The organism is Brucella rhizosphaerae (assembly GCF_002252475.1).
Classification (GTDB): Bacteria; Pseudomonadota; Alphaproteobacteria; order Rhizobiales; family Rhizobiaceae; genus Brucella; species Brucella rhizosphaerae.
On the sequence record NZ_NNRK01000034.1, the window covers coordinates 23027 to 45657 of the forward strand.

Here is a 22631-nt window from a genome sequence, read left to right on the forward strand (position 1 = left end):
CTAAAACAAATACTTAGAGAATTTTCTCTGATTCAGCAAAAATTGGAAATTCTCTAAACCACAATGAAAAACGCCCCGGATTTCCGGGGCGTTTTGTTTCATTCAAAAATTACTGCTGTGGCTGGGCGGCGGCTGGGGCATCGCCCTCATCGCCTTGTTCCTGCGCCGCTGCGGCTTCCTTCATGGCTTTATCGACAGCCGGGTCTTTGTATTCGATCTTCATACCATCGCGCAGCTTCTTGACCATTTCGACATAACGCTCACGCATGATGATCGAACGGATCTGCTCGGAAACCTGATCAAATGCTGGCGGCTGCTTGGTCCGGCGATCTTCAAGCTGGATCACGTGAAAGCCGAACTGTGACTGCACAGGTTCCTTGGTATATTCACCCGGCTTCAATGCAAAAGCGGCCTTTTCGAATTCCGGAACCATCTGGCCTTCTGCGAAGTAACCAAGATCGCCACCATTGGCAGCGGTGCCATCGGTCGAGCTTTCCTTGGCGAGATCTTCAAATTTCGCGCCGCCTTCAAGCTTCTTGATGACTGCTTCAGCTTCTTCCTTGGTCTTCACAAGAATGTGACGTGCACGCACTTCGACCTGTGGTGGGATCGCTGCGATTTCCTTGTCGTAACGCGCACGAACATCGGCGTCAGAAATCTTGTCGACAACCGCATCCTTGAAATATTCGTTATGGAGTGCGCGTTCACGCAGGAATTCCATGCGGTTCTTGAATTCATCGCTCTGGTCGAGCTTTTCCTTGGCAGCTTCATCAGCCATCGCCTTGATGTCGATGAGGGCTGCGAGAGCGGCCAGGCGGCGCTGGTCAGCCGGAAGGCGTGCAAACTGCGGATCAAGGTCGCCAGCAGCCTGATCGACTTCACCTACGGTGATATCCTTACCGTTTACAGTCGCAAGAACCTTTGCAGGATCTTCTGAAGCAGCTGTAGACTGTGTAGCGTCAGATTGGGCGGCGTCAGACTGGGTAGCTTCGGCTGGCTTTGGTGCAGCATCCTGCGCAAAGACGACGGTGCCCGAAAAACCTGCCAGTGCAACAGATGTAGCAAGAATGGCAAGAGCCTTGCGGTACGGGGCTTTGAGAATGGCTTTCATATGGGATTCTCTCCTTCGAGACCGCCTACCGGCCCCATGAATGCGGCGGAATTTGGCCCGGAAGGACTGTCGGCCGCGATAAAACACAGGTTTTCCGGCCTGTCGAGCAACGTTGACATCGCTTGAAGCCCCTCTTATCTGTCCTTCGACTTGTCGTCCAGTAAGCGACAGGTGGAATTACGCTAAAAATGCGCCGTATCTGGCAGCTTTTGCAGCGCAGTTTTCTTGCATTTGTTTCAATACGCGTGAATAAAGCATTCGACATTGCCGGAAGCGCTTCCGGCTGAACGGACAGGAAAGGACCAGGAATGGTCAGCTTTGGCGGCCTCGCCCGCAAGATATTCGGTTCATCCAACGACCGCCAAGTGAAATCACTGCGGACTCGTGCGGAACAGATTACTGCGCTTGAGAAGAATTACGAAGGTATCACCGACGAACAGCTTCAGGCGAAGACTGCGGAATTCCGCGCAGCCCTTGCTGAAGGCAAGAAGCTCGACGAATTGTTGCCGGACGCTTTTGCGACGGCGCGTGAAGCCGCCAAGCGCGTGCTCGGCATGCGTCCTTTCGACGTACAGCTGATCGGCGGCATGGTTCTGCATGAACGCGGTATTGCTGAAATGCGCACAGGTGAAGGCAAGACGCTTATGGCGACGCTGCCTGTCTACCTCAACGCGCTTGAAGGCAAGGGCGTGCATGTGGTGACGGTCAATGATTACCTCGCCAGCCGCGACGCTGAAACCATGGGCAAGCTTTATAACTTCCTCGGTCTGACCGTGGGCGTCATCAAGCACGGTCTCGATGACAACGAGCGTCAGGCGGCTTACGGCTGCGATATTACTTACGGCACCAACAACGAGCTCGGCTTCGATTATCTGCGCGATAATATGAAGTATGAGCGCGGCCAGATGGTTCAACGCGGTCACAACTATGCCATCGTCGATGAAGTGGATTCGATCCTCATCGATGAAGCACGCACGCCGCTGATCATTTCCGGTCCGCTGGAAGACCGTTCCGAATTCTACAATCTCATCGACACTTTCATTCCAGCCCTTGAGCCGGAAGATTTTGAAATCGATGAGAAACAGAAGACAGCGATCTTCACCGAAGTTGGCACCGAAAAGGTTGAACAGCTTCTTGATGCTGCCGGACACCTCAAGGGCGAGAGCCTTTACGACATCGAAAATGTCGCGATCGTCCATCACCTGAACAATGCCCTCCGGGCGCATAAACTGTTCCAGCGTGACAAGGACTACATCGTCCGCAACGACGAAATCGTCATCATCGACGAATTCACCGGCCGCATGATGCCAGGTCGCCGTTACTCGGAAGGCTTGCATCAGGCACTTGAAGCCAAGGAAAAGGTTACGATCCAGCCTGAAAACCAGACGCTGGCTTCGATCACTTTCCAGAACTATTTCCGCATGTACACCAAGCTTTCCGGCATGACCGGTACGGCTGCGACGGAAGCGGAAGAATTTGGCAATATTTACGGCCTCGAAGTTCTGGAAATTCCGACCAATCTTCCCGTCAAGCGTATTGACGAAGATGATGAAGTCTATCGTACGGTCGAAGAAAAATACAAAGCCATCGTCAGGGATATTCACGCATCGCACGCAAAGGGACAGCCGGTTCTCGTCGGCACGACCTCTATCGAAAAGTCGGAACTTCTGGCTGAGCGTCTGCGCAAAGAAGGTGTGAAGGACTTCCAGGTCCTCAATGCCCGTTACCACGAGCAGGAAGCCTTCATCATCGCACAGGCCGGTGTGCCCGGTACTGTGACCATCGCGACCAACATGGCTGGTCGTGGTACGGATATTCAGCTCGGCGGCAACCTTGAAATGCGCGTACGCGAAGAGCTTGCGGACGTGCCTGAAGGCCCGGAACGCGATACCAAAATCGCTGAGATCAAGGCTGATATCGCACGGCTGAAAGAAAAGGCACTGGCTGCCGGTGGCCTTTACGTTCTTGCCACCGAGCGCCACGAAAGCCGCCGTATCGACAACCAGTTGCGCGGTCGTTCCGGCCGTCAGGGCGATCCCGGCCGGTCGAAATTCTTCCTGTCGCTTCAGGATGATCTGATGCGCATCTTCGGCTCCGACCGTATGGACGGCATGCTGCAGAAGCTCGGCCTCAAGGAAGATGAAGCCATCGTCCACCCATGGATCAACAAGGCGCTTGAAAAGGCGCAGACCAAGGTTGAGGCACGCAACTTCGAAATCCGTAAAAACCTGCTCAAATACGACGACGTCATGAACGATCAGCGCAAGGTGATCTTCGAGCAGCGCCTTGAAATGATGGACGAAGAAGACCTGACCGACACGGTTGCTGAAATGCGCCATGAAGTCATCGAAGACATGGTCACTTTGCGTATCCCCAAAGACGCTTACGTTGAAAAGTGGGATGTTGCAGGCCTCAAGGACGACGTTCTTACCAAGCTTAACCTCGTTCTCCCGATTGAAGATTGGGCCAAGGAAGAAGGTATCGCTGAAGAAGAGTTCGAAGCCCGCATCAAGGACGCAGCCGACAAGGCTGCTGCTGAGAAGGCAGAACGCTTCGGCCCGCAGATCATGACTTACATCGAAAAGTCGGTGATCATGCAGTCGCTCGACAATCTGTGGCGCGAACATCTGGTCAATCTCGACCATCTGCGCTCGGTCGTCGGCTTCCGTGGCTATGCTCAGCGCGATCCCCTCAACGAGTACAAGACGGAAGGCTTTGAGCTGTTCCAGTCCATGCTCGCGAACTTGCGTGAAGTGGTCATTACCCAGCTGATGCGCGTCGAAATCGTCCGTGAAGCGCCGCCAGAGCCGGAACTTCCGCCAATGACCGGTCGCCATATCGACGGCACCACCGGCGAGAATGACTTTGACGAAAATGCATGGGCAGAGCATCAGCAGGATGAACGCGTCATCCCGGCTGCTGAACGTGACCCTGCCGATCCGGCAACCTGGGGCAAGGTTAGCCGCAATGAAGCCTGCCCTTGCGGCTCAGGCAAGAAGTACAAGCACTGCCACGGAGCGTTTGATTAAGCGCATCCCCACAGCTGCCATCTGAAACAAAACCCCGGCGTGATATCGCCGGGGTTTTTCTTTGTTCTCACCTTGCCGTAAACTCGATCATCTTGAAGAGTGCAATGAAACATCAAGGGCGACTGAAGAAGACAACTGGCCGCAGCACAATGCAATTTCAGTAATTGCTTAAAAACTAATATGTTCAGAAAGTAATTACCATCTCTTTCAATTTGGCTTCGCTTTGCCAGCAAAGGCTTTTTCTTTTTACCTTTTTAAAGAAGTGCCATCTAATGATCAGCCATCACAAAACCGGTACAGTGCCGGATGCGTATAAAAGATGGTCCGTAAGAAGATCAGCAGAACCAGCGGAACCTTGAACAAAGGGCCGTGATAAGCAGGGTTGGCAACAAGTGGGTTTTTCGGCAGCAAAAGCAGCGAGCCAGTTTCTGCCTGGCAGCATCGCAGCGAGGCTTCGTCCAGTGACGGAGCGGCTGGATGCTGTCCTGATGGGATCAGGGCCACAGGCAAGTGCCCAGCGTTCGTCGCTGCTGGCATTTTCTGTGCGCGCAGCGAGTGCTGCCATCGCTCTTCTTTCGCAGGTCATTCTTGCGCGCTGGATGGGTGAATTCCAGTACGGAATTTTCGTGCTGGTCTGGCTCACCATGCTCATCATTGGCGATCTCGCCTGTTTCGGGTTGCACACCACCATCATCCGCTATGTGCCGGAATATATTCAGCGCAACCTGTTTAATCCATTGCGCGGCATCCTTTATACAGGCCGGCTTTTTGCCCTCGGATCAGCCACAGCAATTGCTCTGATGGGATCCTTGCTGCTGGTGCTCCTGAAAGATCGTATCGAGAGCTATTATCTTATCCCGTTTATTCTAGGCTTCGTTTGCCTGCCAATGATTGCACTTGGCAATATGCTTGACGGTATTGCACGCTCGCGCACATGGATCATGATGGCGCTGACGCCAAGTTACATCATCCGTCCGCTGCTTATGCTGATTTTCATGGTGGCAGCTCACATCACAGGATTGCCTTCTACCGCTACGACAGCACTTGCTGCTTCCATTGCGGCCACCTGGGTAACGACAGTCGGACAATTGCTGACCCTTGATCGGTCGCTTGCAAAGGATATTCCTTCCGGACCCAAGGAAATTCATCTCGCCACATGGATGAAAGTGGCTCTGCCGATTTTCTTTGTCGAAGGCTTTTTCTTCCTTCTGATCAATGTCGATGTACTGATGGTTGGTCACATCATGGACCCGCAGCATGTGGCAATCTATTTTGCGACAACCAAGATCATGGCGCTGGCCCACTTTGTCTATTTCGCTGTCAAGGCAAGCGTAGCACAACGCTATTCCGATCTGTTGCACAGCGGAGATCGCGCCGAATTTGCGAGCTTCGCAGAAGCATCGACCCGCTGGACCTTCTGGCCGACACTGTTCTTAGGCCTTGTCATTCTTGCCATGGGCTATCCGCTGTTGATGCTCTTCGGCAGCACCTTCACGGAAGGCTATCCGCTCCTGTTCATTCTGATTATCGGCGTGATCGCGCGCGCAAGCGTGGGACCCGCCGAAAGCCTGCTGAACATGTCCGGCAAGCAGAATATCTGCGCTCTGCTTTATGCAGTCACGCTTTCGGTCAACGTCGCACTCAATCTCATTCTCATTCCGCGCTTTGGTTTGATGGGAGCCGCCGTGTCGACAGCTGTTTCCATGCTGCTTGAGGCTGTTCTGCTTTCAATTGCCGTACACCGCACTATGCAGATCACGATGTTTATTCTTATCCCGCAAAAGCGCGCTCGAGACGCCCGCAGCAATAGCTCTGAGGAGACCTTGTAATGGCCGCGAAACCTTTGCTTGAAGAATCCGCGGGCGGACACACAGCCCGCATTATTTCGCAACTATCCGAAAGCCTGCCAGCAATGGATGCGACAAAGCGGCTTGAGGAAAGCCTGCATAGCCGCGACATTCCACGCAAACTTGCTATCTACGGCGCATCAGCTGGTTTTGAACTGCGTGACGAACTCGACCACCTGAGCAGCCGCACGATTGAGCCGAACATCTTTTTCAACGCTCGTTTTCTCGCACCTGCCATGCCGCGTCTGGAGGACCGTGAAGTGCGTTTCATGGTCATGCGTGATGAAAACGAAGTCCGTAGCCGGCTGCGTTTCGTCATGCCCTATACGATCGAGCGTCCCGGGCTACCGCTTTCCGCCCCCGTTATCCGCGCCTGGGCAACACCTTTCGGCCCGCAGGGCACGCCGCTTATCGACCATGACGACCCCATCGGTGTTCTGGAAGACCTGTTCGATATTCTGGCCCGCGATCACATCAAAATGCCGGAAGTCCTCGTGCTGCCTGAAATGCGCGCCAATGGCGCGGTTGCGAAACTGATCCGATCAGTGGCGGTCGGTCGGCAATTACCAATCGTTTCTATCGAGCAAAAAGAACGCCCGTTCCTTGAGAGCAATCTGGACGGCGAAGCCTACGTCAAGCAAGCAATCGGTGCGCATCATCGGCGCGAATATAGTCGCCTGTGGCGCCGCCTCGCCGAAAAAGGTGAACTCGCCCATCAAATTGCAAGAACACCGGATGAAGTCCGCCATGCGTTCGAGCATTTCCTGTCATTGGAAGCCAGCGGCTGGAAAGGCCGACGCGGAACAGCCATGGCGGTAGACCGCTTTCGGGCAGCTTTTGCTCGTGAAGCCGTCAACAATCTCGCGGAACGCGACTGCGTTCGCATCCACACACTGGAACTCGCTGGCCGCGTCATTGCAATCCTGATTGTGTTCACAGTCTCAGGCGAAGCATGGACGTGGAAGACCGCCTATGACGAAACGCTTCAGGCCTATTCGCCCGGCATGTTGCTCATGATCGAGGTGGTTAAAAATCATCTTGAGGATACCAACATAACACGCACAGATTCTTGCGCGGTGCCCGATCATCCCGTCATGTCCCGTCTGTTCAAAGAACACGAAACGATGGAAACTCTGGTGGTTGGCCTGCATCCGGGTGCTGATAGAAATGTCCGTCAGGCGGCATCACAAATCCACCTTTATCAACGGACGCGCAATTTGACCCGCATTCTCCGAAATCGTATCCGCAACTTTACCGTGAGGAAATAAGAGGCCCTCAACACAAAATAAGAAACACACGATTACTTGAGAAAATTTTATGCTGTGCTATCATTGCTTCTGGGAGAGCGCCTGAAATTAAAAATGGAAGGCGAAAATGAGGGTCTGATTTGGTTAGCATTGAGTTGTTACTCAATTGCGATCAAGTAAACCAATGGACACGACCTTCTTTCGCAGCTCACAAACACCAAAGCGCCTCCCTTGGGAAGGAGATGCGCTATGTTTGAATATCTCACTTATCTGAAAACCCTCGACCTGATTGTGCTTGGATTTATTGCATTTCTGGTCTGCTGGAACATCGTCGAGTACAATCTGCGCCGCTGAGATTAGAGCATTCGGATTTGAGTGATCGCGATCGGTGCTCCGATATGTGGTTTAGTGCGCATTCTGTGTGAACTCAGATTCACGTCTTCAGGGATGCGTACTCAAGTCTCATATTGGAATCATAATCTTACCGATCCCGGTTTTCTCGACCCGGAGTATGCTCTGGACGGACTGGAATACATGTTTTGAACAGGCGATCTGAACGCTTTGTTTCAGCCTTATCGCCTGTCTTGCTGGCTTCGCGGCTTAACCTGAAAGTATAATCAGTCAAGCCGCTTGAGGACGATTGACCTTGTTTCGTTTAGCCGGTATATCCCTCCCCGCTGTCCATTTTTGGACCATATCAAACTGCTTTGGCAGTTATGTGCGGGTGTGGTGGAACTGGTAGACGCGCCGGACTCAAAATCCGGTTCCGAAAGGAGTGTCGGTTCGATTCCGACCACCCGCACCATCTATCCCACCACCCATTACTCACGCTGCTTCCAGCGCCTGTGCGAGATCGGCAATCAGGTCATCCGGATGTTCAATTCCTATCGACAGGCGAATAGTCGATTCGAGAACCCCAATCCGCTCGCGCACTTCAACCGGAACGCCTGAATGCGTCATCGCAGCCGGATGGCTTGCCAATGATTCTGTTCCGCCAAGGCTGACAGCCAGCTTTAATATCTGAAGCGCATTGAGAAAGCGGAATGCCGCCGCTTGCCCGCCTTTGATATCGAATGAGAAGGTCGAACCCGCCCCTGTGCATTGGCGTTTGAACAGTTGGCCAACAGCTGAAGCACTGTCCGCAAACGGCAGATAATGCAACTTGTCGACCTTGGGATGCTCGCGGAGGAACTCAGAAATCGCAAGAGCATTCTTGTCGGCACGATCCATACGAATGCCGAGCGTTTCAAGCGAGCGCCCCAGCATCCAGCAGGAATGCGGATCGAGCTGCGTTCCAATCGCGCCACGCAGCGCCTTCACCTGCTTTACCACAGCCTTTGCACCAAGAACGGCACCGGCAATCAGATCGGAATGACCGCCGACATATTTGGTCAGCGAATAGAGTGAGATATCCGCACCGTGATCAAGTGGCTTCTGGAAAACAGGGCCAAGCAAGGTGTTGTCGCAAACGATAATCGGGCGACGTCCTTCCTGCTTTGCTGCAATCTTCTCGGCAACGCGCCTGATGGCCGCAATATCGACCAAACTATTGGTCGGATTGGCGGGCGTTTCAATCAGAATGACCGAGACATGCCCCTTACTCGTGGCCTCGTCGGCAGCCTTTTCAATTGAGGCCTCATGCACCCCATCGGCAAAAGCCACCGCCTCGACATTGAAATTATGAAAAGTCTTCGCAAGCAGTGTTTCAGTGCCGCCATATAGCGGCTGTGAATGGAGGATCACATCGCCGGGCCGCACAAAAGCAAACAAAGTCGTGGCAATTGCCGACATGCCAGACGAAAACAGCGCACAACTCTCTGTCCCTTCATAAACGGCAAGACGATCTTCCACGATCTCACTGTTGGGATGATTGAAGCGCGAATAGACAAGACCCGCACCAACACCTGCTGGCGGCTCTTTACGCCCGGAAACAAAATCGAAAAAATCTCGACCGTCTTCAGCAGTCTTGAAAACGAAGGTCGAAGTCAGAAACACTGGCGGCTTGACCGCGCCCTCGGACAGCTCAGGGTCGTAACCGTAATTGAGCATCAGGGTTTCTGGATGAAGTACATGATTACCGATGCTGGTCTTGCTTGGACGTGGCGCGGTCATGTTTGTCTCCTGTAAAAGATCCTCCCGCTCAACGAAGTGAGCGGGAACAGCTTATCAGAGACGTTCGGGAATCTTCTTGCGTTGTTGACCGCTCAAGCGAGCGGCAACGAACAATATTCTGTGTGCACGGTCGCGCAGATTGCGTGGCTTACTTGACCACCAGAACCGGCACGGTGCTCAGCGACAGCACTTCCGCAGCCTGACTGCCCAGAAGCAGCTTGTTGACGCCGCGACGACCATGCGATGCAATCACGATCAGATCACAATGCTTGTGATTGGCAGCCTCAATAATGCCTTGTGCTGGTGACTGGTTCTCAATGTGAACAACTTCGGCAGAAACACCCACATTCTCGGCTTTGGCCTTCGCCTTCGCGAGAAGCTCAGCGGCCGCTTTGGTGATAGCCTCGCGATATTCCTGAAAAGCAGCCGGGCTCGACGCCCATTCCGCAGCAACGACAATACCGTAGGATGGCAGAAGCTCTGTCACCGAAACAAACAGCACCTTTGACCCAAGTTGCTTTGCAAGTGCCAACCCCTGATCCACGCCCTTATCGGCGAGTTCAGATCCATCTGTTGCGATCAAAATAGACTTATACACGGTTCATGCCTCCAGCTTGTGATCATCTTCCGATCTTGCCTGTCCTGACGGAAAGAGCATTGATGCGGATCAATGATGCATTTCCAGCAAAAGCTTATAGACATGAGAAGCTTATCGATAGATCACGCAGCAGTTTTCAGTGCGACGAATGACCTGTTTTCGCACAATTGATTGTGCACTCTGCCTCCACCCAATTAGTTGGAATTATCTTCTAATAGTCACACCTTTAAAGAATATAATTCCAATTTTATGTGATCCGACGCATGGTCCCAGCTATGCTTTTGCGCCTTTTCCTCATAAACTTCGCTTCAAACAGAAGGAGATTATTCCATGAGCAAGTCCCTTGGCGCAAAAGACGGCGAAACTCCGGGTCGCGGTCGCATCTATGATTCCATTCTCGATACAATCGGCAACACACCTCTGGTCCGCATCGACAAATTTGCCAGGGAAAACGGCGTTGAAGCCAACTTGCTGGTAAAGCTGGAATTCTTCAATCCACTGGCAAGCGTCAAGGATCGTATCGGCGTCGCACTGATTGAAGCGCTTGAAGCGCAGGGCAAAGCGGTTCCTGGCAAGACAGTGTTTGTGGAGCCAACCTCCGGCAATACCGGCATTGCGCTGGCATTTGCTGCCGCTGCCAAGGGCTACCGCCTTGTGCTGACCATGCCTGAAACCATGTCAGTTGAGCGCCGCAAGCTGCTTAAGCTGCTCGGCGCCGAACTTGTGCTGACCGAAGGCCCGAAAGGTATGAAGGGCGCAATCACCAAGGCTGAGGAAATCGCAGAAGGCAATCCGAATGCGATCATTCCGCAGCAGTTTGAAAACCCGGCCAATCCTGAAATTCATCGCCGCACAACAGCCGAAGAAATCTGGAACGATACCAAAGGCGAAGCCGACATTCTGATTTCCGGCATCGGCACCGGTGGGACCATTACTGGCGTCGGTCAGGTCATCAAGGCCCGCAAGCCATCGTTTAAAGTGATCGCCGTCGAGCCTAAAGATTCCCCAGTTCTTTCGGGTGGCACTCCCGGCCCACACAAAATCCAGGGCATCGGTGCAGGCTTTGCACCAAAGACGCTCGACACGGAAATTTACGATGAAGTGGTGACTGTCTCCAACGAAGATTCCTTTGCCAACGCGCGTCTGATTGCGCGTCTTGAAGGCATTCCTGTTGGCATTTCGTCGGGCGCGGCCCTCACTGCCGCCATCGAAGTTGGCAAGCGCCCCGAGAACAAGGGCAAGAATATCGTCATCATTATTCCGTCTTTTGCCGAGCGCTATCTTTCAACCGCGCTGTTTGAAGGTCTGGAATAAGATCGAAATCCAAACTCAATAGATAAAGCCAGAGCGGTCACCCGCTCTGGCTTTTTTGTTGCCTGCGCTCAGATCATCTCCAACAAAGCCTCACAGGCTTTGCGTCGGTAAATGAGCGCTGAAGCTCTGTTATCAGTTTGCCGTGCGTGCCGCGCAAGCCGGACCCGGGCCGCGCATATAATGGCGCTCGGGCCTGTAGCTCGGTGCGACGAACTCACGGATGACATTAACGCTGTCACGTAGCTGAACGATAATGTTCATCGCCTTCACCTCATCAAGAATTTGCTGCTCGAAAGTGATGTCCGTCAAGCAACCTCGAGGGTCGAGTTGAATGCTTTTAAGCTTCCGAACATCTTAATGAAAACTTTAACGATTAAAGATGAATAACTCCTGAATCCGCAGAGTTAACGGTAAGTTAATAGTAACGATATTCAGGTTTTCCACAGATGTGCGAAATTAGCTACAATAAAAAAGCCGGCGTAAACACACCGGCTTTTACAAGAACAACAGGTCGGATTAGCGGGTCGGAACCGGATGCTCGCCACGGTAATCGTAGAAACCGCGACCTGTTTTGCGACCAAGCCAGCCTGCCTCGACATATTTGACCAGAAGCGGGCATGGGCGATATTTGGAATCAGCCAGTCCGTCATGCAGCACCTGCATGATCGAAAGGCATGTATCGAGACCGATAAAATCAGCCAGCTGCAACGGCCCCATAGGATGGTTAGCGCCAAGCTTCATGGCCGTATCAATGGCTTCCACGCTGCCCACACCTTCGTAAAGCGTGTAGATCGCTTCATTGATCATTGGCAACAGAATACGGTTGACGATGAAGGCTGGGAAATCTTCGGCAACCGTCACGGTCTTACCGAGCGCCGTTACAAAATCTTTCGATTTGCGGAACGTGTCTTCTTCAGTCGCGATACCGCGCACCAGCTCGACCAGCTTCATGAGCGGCACCGGATTCATGAAGTGAATGCCGATGAAACGCTCCGGGCGATCTGTGGTCGATGCAAGACGCGTAATGGAAATCGACGACGTGTTGGTCGCAACAATCGCTTCAGGATTAAGGATCGGACAAAGCTGCGCGAAAATCTTGCGCTTGACGGTCTCGTCTTCGGTGGCCGCCTCGATAGCGATATCGACGCCCGCCAGATCTTCCATGGAGTTCGCAGCACGGATCAGCTTCATGGCATCGGCGCGCTCTTTCTCCTCCAGCTTACCGGATGACACCTGTCGCGCCATGTTGCCATTGACTGTAGCAATGCCTTTTTCCAGCCGGTCCGCAGCCGCATCATGCAAAAGCACGTCGTATCCTGCCAACGCGCACACATGGGCAATTCCGCTTCCCATTTGTCCTGCGCCAACAATGCCTACCGTCTTGATCGCCACAGTCTCAACTCCTTCATGCTCCCGCCCAATAGCGGAGATCTGCTTGAGTATATCCATTCTTCAGATACAGAGTAGCTGTATCTGGCCTCGTAATCGGCCCCGTAACGGGCTTGTATCTGAGATTGCTTGAAAGCCTGGTTAACAAGACAGCTTGCCTGTTAAAATGCAATCCTAAACTTCAAGCCGATTATTCAACACTGCTTATAAAGAACCCGCCCGAGCGTCGGCAAACAGTCGGCGCAAAGGACGGGCAGAAAATGAACAAAGGCGGCAGATTTTCCTGCCGCCTTTGTTATGATCAGAGCGCTTTTTCGAGCTCCGGCAACACGGTAAAGAGATCCCCGACGAGGCCGTAATCGGCGACCTGGAAGATCGGGGCTTCCTCGTCCTTGTTGATCGCAACAATCACGCGGCTGTCTTTCATGCCCGCAAGATGCTGGATCGCGCCGGAAATACCAACCGCGATGTAAAGATCAGGTGCAACCACCTTGCCGGTCTGGCCAACCTGCCAGTCATTGGGCGCATAGCCCGCATCAACCGCAGCACGGCTTGCACCGACTGCTGCGCCAAGCTTGTCAGCAACAGGCAGGATCACTTCCTGGAACTTCTCCGATGAACCAAGCGCACGACCGCCCGAGATGATGATCCTGGCAGAAGTCAGTTCCGGACGATCACCACCCGAAAGCGCGTTCTCGACAAATGTCGACAATGCCGGATCAGTAGCTGCATTGACGCTTTCAACTGCAGCCGAACCACCTTCGCCAGTAGCCTGGAACGAAGCCGTACGAACAGTGATGACCTTTTTGGCATCGGTTGATTGCACGGTCTGGATCGCATTGCCTGCATAGATCGGACGCTTGAACGTGTCTGCGGACACCACTTCCATGATTTCAGACAGCTGCATCACATCAAGAAGAGCTGCCACACGTGGAAGCACATTCTTGGCCGATGTCGTTGCAGGTGCAATGATCGTGTCGTATTGGCCTGCAAGCTCCACAATGAGCGCTGCCACTGGTTCAGCCAGACGGTTTTCCAGTGCATCGCTTTCAGCAAGCAGAACCTTGCGCACGCCAGAAAGCTTTGCAGCAGCATCAGCCGCAGCCTTTGCACCCTTGCCTGCAACCAGCACATCGACATCGCCACCGATCTTAGCTGCTGCCGTCAGTGCCTTTGCAGTCTGATCGGAAAGGGTTGCATTGTCATGTTCGGCAATAAGAAGAATAGCCATGTGTTTGTCCCTTAAATCTCTGGGTTGATGAAACCAGTCAGGCCCATTGATGTATCATTGGCGAAAATGGTGGGGTGCGAGAACCGGAAGCGCAGCGCCGCGCCATTTGCAGACGGGCCTCACGGGTTTCCCTTACAGAACGCCGTCAGCTTTAAGCTTCTCGACCAGTTCGGAGACCGAACCAACCTTCACCCCAGCCTTGCGGCCACCCGGTTCTTCGGTCTTCAGGACCTTGAGACGCGGTGCAATATCAGCGCCAAAATCAGCAGGCGACTTCTCATCAAGCGGCTTCTTCTTGGCCTTCATGATGTTTGGCAGCGAAGCATAACGCGGCTGGTTCAGACGAAGATCAACCGTGACAATGGCTGGAAGCTTCACTGCAATGGTCTGAAGACCACCATCGACTTCACGCGTCACCCTGGCAGAACCATCACCCAGTTCAACCTTGGATGCGAATGTCGCCTGGCTCCAGTTGAGCAATGCCGAAAGCATCTGGCCGGTCTGGTTGGCATCGTCGTCGATCGCCTGCTTGCCGAGGAATACGAGGTCTGGCTGTTCAGCCTCGACCACACCCTTAAGCACCTTGGCAACGCCAAGCGGCTCAACAGTTTCATCAACCTTGACCAGAATAGCGCGATCAGCACCCATGGCGAGAGCAGTACGCAGCGTTTCCTGCGCCTGAGCCGGACCAACCGAAACCACGATGATTTCCGTGACCTTGCCAGCTTCCTTCAGACGGATCGCTTCTTCAACCGCAATCTCGTCAAAAGGGTTCATCGACATCTTGACGTTCGATAGCTCAACGCCTGAACCATCACCCTTAACACGGATCTTTACGTTGTAATCTACAACCCGCTTTACTGCGACAAGGACTTTCATCCGCGATTACCTCTTCAATGACTTTTGCGGCACGACTATGCCGCCGTGAATCTTTGCCCGCATGTCAGAATCCGACATGACAACGCTGCTGACAGAAACGCCGTGAAACCGGCACTTCCCCGCAACATCAGGGACCGGCACGAAACCTAAAGACGGTTGACGTGCACGTCAATCAGGGATGATCCGCAATATCGATTTAAATGAATTTATTCTGACAGATAGTCATTCCCATTTTTCAGAATGTCATAATGCGCCTCGCCCGTCTGGGGCGCAAGAAGGTCGCTCTAACGATTAGGACCTCCCTGTTTCATGGCGTTTACAAGTTTGCTCTCATGCGTTAGGACGACGCCGTAAACATCCGGTCGCAGCCTACCCGGTCAAAACAAGGACTCAAACTATGAAGACGCTTGTCATCTGCTCCGGCGGATTGGACTCTGTTTCGCTCGCGCACAAAATCGCGGCGGAACATCAGCTCATTGGCCTTATCTCTTTCGATTATGGTCAGCGGCATAAGAAAGAACTGAGTTTCGCAGACGCTTGCGCAAAGCGCCTCAGTGTACCTCATCACATCATCGATATTCGCCCGATCGGCGCCAGCCTTACCGGCTCTGCCCTGACAGATGCTATTGACGTTCCCGATGGCCATTATGCCGAAGAAACGATGAAGATCACCGTCGTTCCAAACCGTAATGCCATCATGCTGGCCATAGCCTTTGGCGTGGCAGCAGCCCAAAAAGCCGAAGCTGTCGCACTTGCCGTTCATGGTGGCGATCACTTCATCTATCCCGACTGCCGCCCCGGCTTTATCGACGCTTTCCAGACCATGCAAAACCATGCGCTGGAAGGATATGCCGATATTCGTGTGGTCGCCCCTTATGTGCACAAGTCAAAAAGCGACATCGTTCTGGACGGTGCAAAATACAAGACTCCGTTTGAAGCGACCTGGTCCTGTTACAAGGGCGGCGAACATCATTGCGGACGTTGCGGCACCTGTGTGGAACGTCGCGAAGCCTTTCATCTGGCGGGTATCAGCGATCCGACACGCTATGAGGATACAGCCTTCTGGCGTGCCGCAATCGAGAAGAGGAGCGTCTGATGTTTCGCATCACCAAGGAGTTCCATTTCTCCGCTTCACATCAATTGACCGAACTTCCCGCCGATCATCAATGCGCGCGGCTGCATGGGCACAACTACATCGTTGAAGTCGAGCTTTCCGCCTCTGCTCTCGATGAGCATGGCTTTGTGCGCGATTATCACGAGCTGGCCCCACTCAAGCGCTATATCGACGATGAACTCGATCACCGCCATCTCAATGATGTGCTCGGTCATAATCACGTGACGGCGGAATGTCTCGCCAGGCATCTTTATGACTGGTGTCAAAGGCGGTGGCAGGAAGTGTCGGCGGTGCGGGTCAGCGAAACACCCAAAACATGGGCCGAGTACAGACCCGGGAATCGACCATGAAAGAGGCTTCCGAAATCCGCATCAGCGAGATTTTCGGTCCAACCATTCAGGGTGAAGGCGTGCTTAGCGGCGAACCGACTGTCTTCGTGCGCACGGGCGGCTGCGACTACCGCTGCGTATGGTGTGATAGTCTGCACGCCGTTGAGAGCCGCTTTCGCCAAGAATGGAAACCGATGGACGTTGAAGCCATATGGCATGAAGTGACGGCACTTTCTGGTAAAAGGCCCATTACGGTGTCACTTTCTGGCGGCAATCCGGCGATTCAACCGCTGGGCCCTCTGATCGATCATGGCCAGAGCGAGGGCTATCGCTTCGCGCTCGAAACCCAGGGCTCGGTAACGAAAGACTGGTTTGCAAAGCTCGATACGCTCGTGCTGAGCCCGAAACCGCCGTCGAGCGGCATGGAGACGGATTGGGGTGCACTTGCGGCATCAATTCAGGCGGCGGGATCAAAGCCAAAAACCGTGCTGAAATTCGTGGTCTTTGATGACGCGGACTATGCTTTTGCGAAAGACGTATCGGCGCGTCATCCGCATTTGGCCATCTATCTTCAGCCCGGCAATCACACGCCGCCACCGCCCGAAGACGATGATGCCCGCATCGACATGGACGGCATCATGCGCCGCATGGAATGGCTGATCGACAAGGTGATGCAGGATCGCTGGTTCGAGGCGCACGTCCTGCCCCAGCTACATGTATTGATCTGGGGCAACAAGCGCGGCGTTTAAAAATCAGCGGTTAGCGCCGGGCACCCACAACACATCGCTTGCGCCGTTATCATTAACGGCGCGGGCAGCCACAAACAGAAAGTCGGAAAGTCGGTTGATATACTGCAACGCTTCCTTCGAGACGACTTCGCCCTCAGTCTTTGCAAGCAGAACCATTAAACGCTCGGCACGACGCGAAACGGTGCGTGCCAGATGCAAGGCCGCAGAAGCAGCCGAACCACCCGGCAGAATGAACGAACGCAGCGGAGGAATATCCGCATTCAAATAATCAATGTCAGATTCAAGCCGCGTAACCTGTGAGGCCACGATACGCAGCGGCTCATAAGCGAGTGGCTGGCCATCATCAGGCGTTGAAAGATCGGCACCAAGATCGAACAGGTCATTCTGGATGCGCATAAGCATCACATCAATATGCCCATGATCGGCACCGGCCGTATGAAGCCGAACCAGACCGATGCAGGCATTGGTTTCATCCACCGTGCCGTAAGATTCAACGCGCAGATCTGATTTCAGCCTGCGCGGACCCGAGGTCAGACCAGTCGTGCCATCATCGCCGGTCCGGGTATAAATCTTGTTGAGCTTAACCATGTTTAAAGCCCGCCCTTACTGGCCGCTCGTCTGGCGCGCGAAGTATACGGCTGCGACGATCAGTACGATTGCGACAAACTGCAAAAAGACCCGCAGCTGCATCATCTTGTTGGAGAAATTACCATCACCGCCGCGCATCATGTTGCGCAGGCCGATAATCAGCACAATTGCCACGGCGAACATGGCCACCATGGCCGCAGCCTTGAACAGAAAGTCCATTTATTTCTCTCCCATAATCCGCCATCTCTGTTTTCAAGACCAGGCTTGTTTGTTTCAAGAATGGGCTTGTTTGTTTCAAGACTGGTCGGACAGCATTCGATAGAGCCAGCGCGACGGCAGCAGGCGTCGTGCCAGAATACCCAGTTTCGCCGGTCGCGTAACCGTGTAATGCGGACGCGGCTTAGGCGCTTCCAATGCATGCACAAGCACCGCGTAAACAGCTTCCGGCCCAAGCTTGCTTTTAGACTTCGTACCACCATCGTCGAGTTTTGCCATCTGACGCTGATAAAGCTCGCGATGCACGGAATGTTCAAGATCAATATTGGCGCGTGCGTGCATGGCCGCACTATAAGTGAAGCGTGAGGCTATCGGCCCCGGCTCAATCATCGAGACTTCAATGCCGGAACCTTCCAGTTCCATGCGTTGCGCCAGCATCAGCCCTTCGAGGGCAAATTTTGACGCCACATAAGCACCGCGCCATTTCATCGGTACGAGACCAAGAATGGAAGAACAATGCACAATGCGGCCATGGCCCTGTGCCCGCATCACCGGAATGATACGGCGTGTGAGATCATGCCAGCCAAAGAAATTAGCTTCGAATTGCGCCCGTAAGGCTTCAACCGGCAGGTCTTCAATCGCACCGGGTTGCGCATAGGCACCATTGTTGAAAAGCGCATCCAGTTTGCCGTCACTGGCGCGCAAAACCTCATCGACCAGCGCTTCAATAGACTGTGGTTCAGTATAATCGAGGTAGAAAGCCTCAAGCCCTTTGGCTTTGAGTGCCGCAATATCCTCGTCCTTGCGCGCGGTCGCAAACACGCGCCATCCGGCCTTATGCAAAGCCTCGGCACAATAAGCACCGATACCGGAAGAGCAGCCCGTGATGATAATGCTGCGCTTTTCGCCTTCTGGAGCCATTCACCTGTTCCTTGCGGTCGCGTTTTCGCAACAGTGCTTGATTCGTGCCCGGTTTAAAACGGCTACAGCATCAGCCCAAAAATCGGTATCGATTTTTGGACAGCACGGTGCGCAGATTCAATAGCATAAGGCGGCCTTTGTGCATCCAAGAGGGCGCACGGCGCTCTATGCCCTTGCAATGTTGAATCTAATACTAGATTTAAGGGCGCTTGGGTCGTTTGTCGGTTTACCAAAGGGAAAAATCTGCGGATGCGAAAAATCAGACGTTTTATCCGTCAGATCACTTTCGATGTTTATGGGCATTTCAGCACCGACGATGGCTGGGCTTTCGCATCGCATATTGCCCTGTCAGGCCTTATGGCTTTGTTCCCATTTCTGATCTTCGCAACATCACTCGCCAGCTTTCTCGGCACCAAGGAATTCGCCAATACGGCGGTGCACGTCGTTTTCGACATGTGGCCATCCAACATTGCGGGTCCAATCGCCAATGAAGTATCGAACGTACTGACGGTGCAGCGCGGTGGCTTGTTGACGGTCAGTGTGATCGCGGCCGCCTATTTTGCCTCCAATGGTGTGGAAGCGTTGCGCATGTCGCTCAATCGCGCTTATCGCGTGACCGACCAACGCTCAATCATTTTCTGCCGCCTGCAAAGCCTGGGCTTTGTGCTGCTTGGCACAATCAGTCTCATGGCAATCAGCTTTCTGCTGGTTCTCGCACCTCTTGCTGTCCGCCTTGCAGAGCAATGGTTCCCCGATATTGCGCCCTTTACCGGCACGATTGCCATCTGGCGCTATACGATTGCGGTGATCGTTCTGGTGCTTGCGCTCTTTATCGTACACATCTGGTTGCCTGCCGGTCGTCGCCGTCTGAGCGATATTCTGCCGGGTATTGGCATCACGCTCGTTGCCTGGCTTGCAGCCGCAACCGCCTTCGCAAAATATCTCGAGACGTTTGCAAGCTATGTCACCACCTATGCGGGCCTTGCCTCGATCATGGTGGCAATCGTCTTTCTCTACATGCTCTCGGCAATCTTTATCATCGGTGCGGAAATCAATGCAGCGATCATGAATTTCCGCAAGCGCGAGCAGCAGCCAGATCTTATCGACGCAAAGTAGTCAAAGCCACACCGAGCGTCGTCACCACCATGCCTGCAATCTGGATGGGTCCAAGCGTTTCGCCGAAAATCAGATAGGCCATGATCGCAGCCGTGCCCGGCACCAGATAAAACAGCGATGCCACCTTCGACATGGCACCTTCACGGATCATGACCAGAAGCGCCAGAATGGCTCCGATGGAAATGGCAAGCGTCAGCCAGACCAGCGCAAAGATAAGTTCCGGCGACCAGATCATCACCCGCGTTTCAAAGGCGAAGGCCCCAATCGCAGTCAATGACGCGGCTGCGATATATTGCACGGCGGTTCCCGCCTTGAGGTCACCCGCCGTTCCAAAGCGCTTTTGCCAGACTGTACCGGTGCTGATGGCGAGAACCGCCACGAAAGCAGCGCACAGGCTTTGCGGATCAACGCCATTGCCCGCGGAGAACTTCGGCCAGACCACCATGGTCACACCCAGAAAGCCAACCAAAAGACCCAGCCATTGGCGTCCACTGGCGCGTTCGCTCAACAGGAGTGCTGCAATCAGTGTGGTCAGCATAGGCTGAAGACCGGCGACAAGCCCGGACATGCCAGCTGGCAATCCGTGATGCACAGCCCAGAAAAGTGCTGAAAGATAGACACCGTGAATGAGGCAGCCGGTAATGGCTGCATGCATCAGAACCTTGCCTCTTGGCCAGACGCTGCGGCTTACCAATGCCCAGAGGATCATAATGGCCGCAGCGATGGAAAACCGCACCGCCATAAAACTGAACGGCTCCGCATAGGGCATGGAAAGCCCGGCACCAATAAAACCGGTGGCCCAGAGCAGAACAAACATGATCGGAAAAAAGCGGGTGGCCATAAGAAAGACTTTCTGTTTGTGGCCTGCTCTAATCCGGTTCTGGCAATTGCGCTATCGCATAAATCTGATTGCTGCGATCAATTTGCCAAATGCGTCTCATCCACCTATGAAACGGCATGGACGCTCAAAACGACACAATCCGCATTCTTGTTGATGCCGACGCCTGCCCGGTGAAGGCTGAAATCTATCGCGTTGCCGAACGTCATGGCTTACCCGTGGTTCTCGTCGCTAACAGCTATATTGCCATCCCGCGCGATGCAGAACGGGTCGAGCGTATTGTCGTTTCCGACAAGCTTGATGCGGCAGATGACTGGATTGCGGAAAATTCCCGGCCGGGCACAGTCGTCATCACTGCGGACATCCCGCTTGCGAGCCGATCAATTGAAGTGGGCGCGTCGGTCATTGCACCCAATGGAAAAGTGCATACTGCAAGCACCATCGGCAACACGCTCGCCACACGCAATCTGATGGATTCCTTACGTTCTGCGGGCGAAGTAACGCGCGGACCGGCACCATTCTCGCCAAAAGACCGCTCGGCATTCCTGTCAGCGCTTGAATTGGCCATCGTCCAGCTCAAGCGTTCGGGGTTCAAATCAGCTTGATCGTATTGAAGCTGTCGCAATGCCGGCACCGACGAGCATCGTTCCGCCAGTACGGTTGAAGATGCGCAAGGCACGCTCATTTGCAAAGAAGCGCCGCGCACGCGTGGCGACCAGCGCATAAGCGAAGGCATTGAGAAAGGCGAGCACGAGGAACGTGCTTTCAAAGACCAGCATCTGCGTCAGGAAATCGGCATGCGGGCTGAGGAATTGCGGCAGGAAAGCCACAAAAAACGTTATGCTTTTCGGATTGAGTGCTGTCACCAGCCACGCATGGAGCAACATTCTGACCGGCTTCACCTGATCCTGTCGGGCATGGGCATTCATCGTGCCTCCGGCTCGAAACAGCTTGATACCAAGCCAGATGAGATAAGCGGCACCGATCCATTTGACGGCGGTAAAAATTGAGGCCGATGCTGCAAGCAAGGCGCCCACTCCCAACATGGAAAGCGTCATTGCTGTGAAATCGCCAAGCGCTACACCAATGGCCATTGGAAGAGCGGCTTTCCAGCCTTGTCCAAGAGCATAGGAAACCACCAGCAGTACCGTCGGCCCCGGAATGATCAGCATAATGATAGACGCGGCAGAAAATGCCAGCCAGACTTCGACACTCATGAGCAGCTTCCTCTCCAAACACGAGGAAGCCACTGATTGAACTTCGTGTCTATCTAAAGTTTTTGCGCAGCCTCGATCAGTTTAATCGCGTCGGGGCTGTCCCATGGCGCAGGCCCGTTCATGGAGGCAATCTGGCAACCTTCCTTATCGACCAGCAAAGTCACTGGAAGACCAAAAGCGAGATTTTTACGCTTCAATTCATTGAAACTCGACATGGTAGCATCACGGTTGAGGCTCAGGCTCTTGATGCCGATCTCTTCGAGAAACTTTTTCGGCTTCTCGTCCGATCCCGTATCGATATTGATGGCAACAACCTCAAAATCACTGCCGCCCTTTGCAGCCTGAAGATTGTCGAGCTCAGGCATTTCCTCACGGCATGGTGCGCACCACGTCGCCCAGAGGTTCACGAGAAGCGTCTTGCCTTTGTAATCACCAAGCGTAGTCTGCTTGCCGTCAGGACCGGTGAAGGCGATATGAGCGACTGAAATCGGCTTTTCCGCCGCGCGCATGGCCGCAACACTACCAGTTGCCGCAGCATCAAGGCTCTTCAGGGAATCTGCCTTCAATGCACATTGTGCGGAAGCTTCATCACTTTGAACAGAAACGGTGCTCGCCATTGAAACATTGCTGCCAGATGCATTGCCAGAAGGCTGTTCCATCACGTATACCGCCCCGATACCGGCAATGACACCGGCAAGAGCTGCAAGAAGGACAATCTTCCGATTTCCTGACTTTGCCTTATCGTTGTCTTCTGCCATCTCGCGTCACTTTTTTCCTTAGCATTGC

General features: G+C 53.6%; 22 protein-coding genes and 1 tRNA gene. 10 read left to right on the forward strand and 13 right to left on the reverse strand.

What is annotated here, in order from left to right; translation table 11 throughout:
* Positions 1 to 109: 109 nt before the first annotated feature.
* Entirely contained in the window at positions 110 to 1111 is a 1002-nt protein-coding gene (locus CEV32_RS17200) for a peptidylprolyl isomerase (protein ID WP_094579143.1), read from the reverse strand.
* 308 nt (positions 1112 to 1419) lie between these two features.
* Between CEV32_RS17200 and secA the strand changes: the two genes are divergently transcribed.
* The 4 genes from secA (at position 1420) to CEV32_RS17225 (ending at position 8039) form a co-directional block, all read left to right on the forward strand.
* Entirely contained in the window at positions 1420 to 4140 is a 2721-nt protein-coding gene (gene secA, locus CEV32_RS17210; protein WP_094578352.1) for a preprotein translocase subunit SecA, read from the forward strand.
* Positions 4141 to 4532: 392 nt separating this feature from the next.
* A complete protein-coding gene (locus tag CEV32_RS17215) occupies positions 4533 to 5969 on the forward strand; it encodes a lipopolysaccharide biosynthesis protein (protein ID WP_094578353.1) in 1437 nt (478 codons plus the stop codon).
* Positions 5969 to 7255: a type IV secretion system effector crotonyl transferase BspF gene (gene bspF, locus CEV32_RS17220; protein WP_094578354.1), complete on the forward strand. Its 1287-nt coding sequence runs from the start codon at positions 5969 to 5971 to the stop codon at positions 7253 to 7255. The genes CEV32_RS17215 and bspF overlap by 1 nt, the downstream gene beginning before the upstream one ends.
* Before the next feature lie 699 nt (positions 7256 to 7954).
* A tRNA-Leu gene (locus tag CEV32_RS17225) sits at positions 7955 to 8039 on the forward strand.
* Positions 8040 to 8059: 20 nt separating this feature from the next.
* Here CEV32_RS17225 and CEV32_RS17230 read toward each other — a convergent pair.
* Positions 8060 to 9346, reverse strand: coding sequence for a cystathionine gamma-synthase family protein (locus CEV32_RS17230; RefSeq protein WP_094578355.1), 1287 nt, complete (start codon positions 9344 to 9346; stop codon positions 8060 to 8062).
* A 148-nt stretch (positions 9347 to 9494) separates the two neighbouring features.
* Positions 9495 to 9944 carry a universal stress protein gene (locus tag CEV32_RS17235; RefSeq protein WP_094578356.1) on the reverse strand — a complete coding sequence of 150 codons (450 nt, stop codon included), beginning with the start codon at positions 9942 to 9944 and terminating at the stop codon, positions 9495 to 9497.
* 330 nt (positions 9945 to 10274) lie between these two features.
* Here CEV32_RS17235 and cysK point away from each other — a divergent pair, with 330 nt between their 5' ends.
* Positions 10275 to 11258 (forward strand): cysteine synthase A, encoded by a 984-nt coding sequence (gene cysK / locus CEV32_RS17240; protein WP_094578357.1) that lies wholly within the window; start codon positions 10275 to 10277, stop codon positions 11256 to 11258.
* A gap of 132 nt (positions 11259 to 11390) precedes the next feature.
* Here cysK and CEV32_RS23750 read toward each other — a convergent pair whose 3' ends face one another.
* The 4 genes from CEV32_RS23750 to CEV32_RS17255 form a co-directional block, all read right to left on the reverse strand.
* A complete protein-coding gene (locus CEV32_RS23750) occupies positions 11391 to 11567 on the reverse strand; it encodes a hypothetical protein (protein WP_167382823.1) in 177 nt (58 codons plus the stop codon).
* Between the two features lie 207 nt (positions 11568 to 11774).
* The gene (locus CEV32_RS17245; protein WP_094579144.1) at positions 11775 to 12650 is read right to left on the reverse strand and encodes a 3-hydroxybutyryl-CoA dehydrogenase; all 876 of its coding nucleotides are present in this window, start codon (positions 12648 to 12650) and stop codon (positions 11775 to 11777) included.
* Positions 12651 to 12948: 298 nt separating this feature from the next.
* On the reverse strand, positions 12949 to 13878 hold the full coding sequence (locus tag CEV32_RS17250) for an electron transfer flavoprotein subunit alpha/FixB family protein (RefSeq protein WP_094578358.1): 930 nt from the start codon (positions 13876 to 13878) through the stop codon (positions 12949 to 12951).
* A 132-nt stretch (positions 13879 to 14010) separates the two neighbouring features.
* On the reverse strand, positions 14011 to 14757 hold the full coding sequence (locus tag CEV32_RS17255; protein ID WP_094578359.1) for an electron transfer flavoprotein subunit beta/FixA family protein: 747 nt from the start codon (positions 14755 to 14757) through the stop codon (positions 14011 to 14013).
* A 397-nt stretch (positions 14758 to 15154) separates the two neighbouring features.
* Here CEV32_RS17255 and queC point away from each other — a divergent pair, with 397 nt between their 5' ends.
* Genes queC through queE form a run of 3 tightly spaced genes read left to right on the forward strand, consistent with a single transcriptional unit; the run spans position 15155 to position 16949 of the window.
* Positions 15155 to 15853 carry a 7-cyano-7-deazaguanine synthase QueC gene (queC, locus tag CEV32_RS17260; protein ID WP_094578360.1) on the forward strand — a complete coding sequence of 233 codons (699 nt, stop codon included), beginning with the start codon at positions 15155 to 15157 and terminating at the stop codon, positions 15851 to 15853.
* Positions 15853 to 16221 (forward strand): 6-carboxytetrahydropterin synthase QueD, encoded by a 369-nt coding sequence (gene queD / locus CEV32_RS17265; protein WP_094578361.1) that lies wholly within the window; start codon positions 15853 to 15855, stop codon positions 16219 to 16221. The genes queC and queD overlap by 1 nt, the downstream gene beginning before the upstream one ends.
* Positions 16218 to 16949: a 7-carboxy-7-deazaguanine synthase QueE gene (queE, locus tag CEV32_RS17270; protein WP_094578362.1), complete on the forward strand. Its 732-nt coding sequence runs from the start codon at positions 16218 to 16220 to the stop codon at positions 16947 to 16949. The genes queD and queE overlap by 4 nt, the downstream gene beginning before the upstream one ends.
* A gap of 3 nt (positions 16950 to 16952) precedes the next feature.
* Here the strand turns inward: queE and CEV32_RS17275 are convergent, their stop codons facing one another.
* From CEV32_RS17275 to CEV32_RS17285, 3 genes are all read right to left on the reverse strand, one after another.
* Entirely contained in the window at positions 16953 to 17537 is a 585-nt protein-coding gene (locus CEV32_RS17275; protein WP_094578363.1) for a cob(I)yrinic acid a,c-diamide adenosyltransferase, read from the reverse strand.
* Positions 17538 to 17552: 15 nt separating this feature from the next.
* On the reverse strand, positions 17553 to 17756 hold the full coding sequence (locus tag CEV32_RS17280) for a twin transmembrane helix small protein (RefSeq protein WP_024898593.1): 204 nt from the start codon (positions 17754 to 17756) through the stop codon (positions 17553 to 17555).
* A 75-nt stretch (positions 17757 to 17831) separates the two neighbouring features.
* Entirely contained in the window at positions 17832 to 18674 is an 843-nt protein-coding gene (locus tag CEV32_RS17285) for an SDR family oxidoreductase (protein ID WP_094578364.1), read from the reverse strand.
* A 249-nt stretch (positions 18675 to 18923) separates the two neighbouring features.
* On the opposite strand from CEV32_RS17285, the gene CEV32_RS17290 reads away from it, so the two are divergent.
* Entirely contained in the window at positions 18924 to 19790 is an 867-nt protein-coding gene (locus CEV32_RS17290; protein ID WP_094578365.1) for a YihY/virulence factor BrkB family protein, read from the forward strand.
* Here CEV32_RS17290 and CEV32_RS17295 read toward each other — a convergent pair.
* A complete protein-coding gene (locus CEV32_RS17295) occupies positions 19774 to 20631 on the reverse strand; it encodes a DMT family transporter (protein WP_094578366.1) in 858 nt (285 codons plus the stop codon). The two genes, CEV32_RS17290 and CEV32_RS17295, sit on opposite strands and share 17 nt — an antisense overlap.
* 116 nt (positions 20632 to 20747) lie before the next feature.
* Between CEV32_RS17295 and CEV32_RS17300 the strand changes: the two genes are divergently transcribed.
* A complete protein-coding gene (locus CEV32_RS17300; protein WP_094578367.1) occupies positions 20748 to 21233 on the forward strand; it encodes a YaiI/YqxD family protein in 486 nt (161 codons plus the stop codon).
* On the opposite strand, the gene CEV32_RS17305 is transcribed toward CEV32_RS17300, so the two are convergent.
* Together CEV32_RS17305 and tlpA are read right to left on the reverse strand one after the other, a co-directional pair.
* Positions 21225 to 21845: a LysE family translocator gene (locus CEV32_RS17305; RefSeq protein ID WP_094578368.1), complete on the reverse strand. Its 621-nt coding sequence runs from the start codon at positions 21843 to 21845 to the stop codon at positions 21225 to 21227. The two genes, CEV32_RS17300 and CEV32_RS17305, sit on opposite strands and share 9 nt — an antisense overlap.
* Positions 21846 to 21898: 53 nt before the next feature.
* Positions 21899 to 22603: a thiol:disulfide interchange protein TlpA gene (gene tlpA / locus CEV32_RS17310; protein WP_094578369.1), complete on the reverse strand. Its 705-nt coding sequence runs from the start codon at positions 22601 to 22603 to the stop codon at positions 21899 to 21901.
* Between the last annotated feature and the right edge of the window lie 28 nt (positions 22604 to 22631).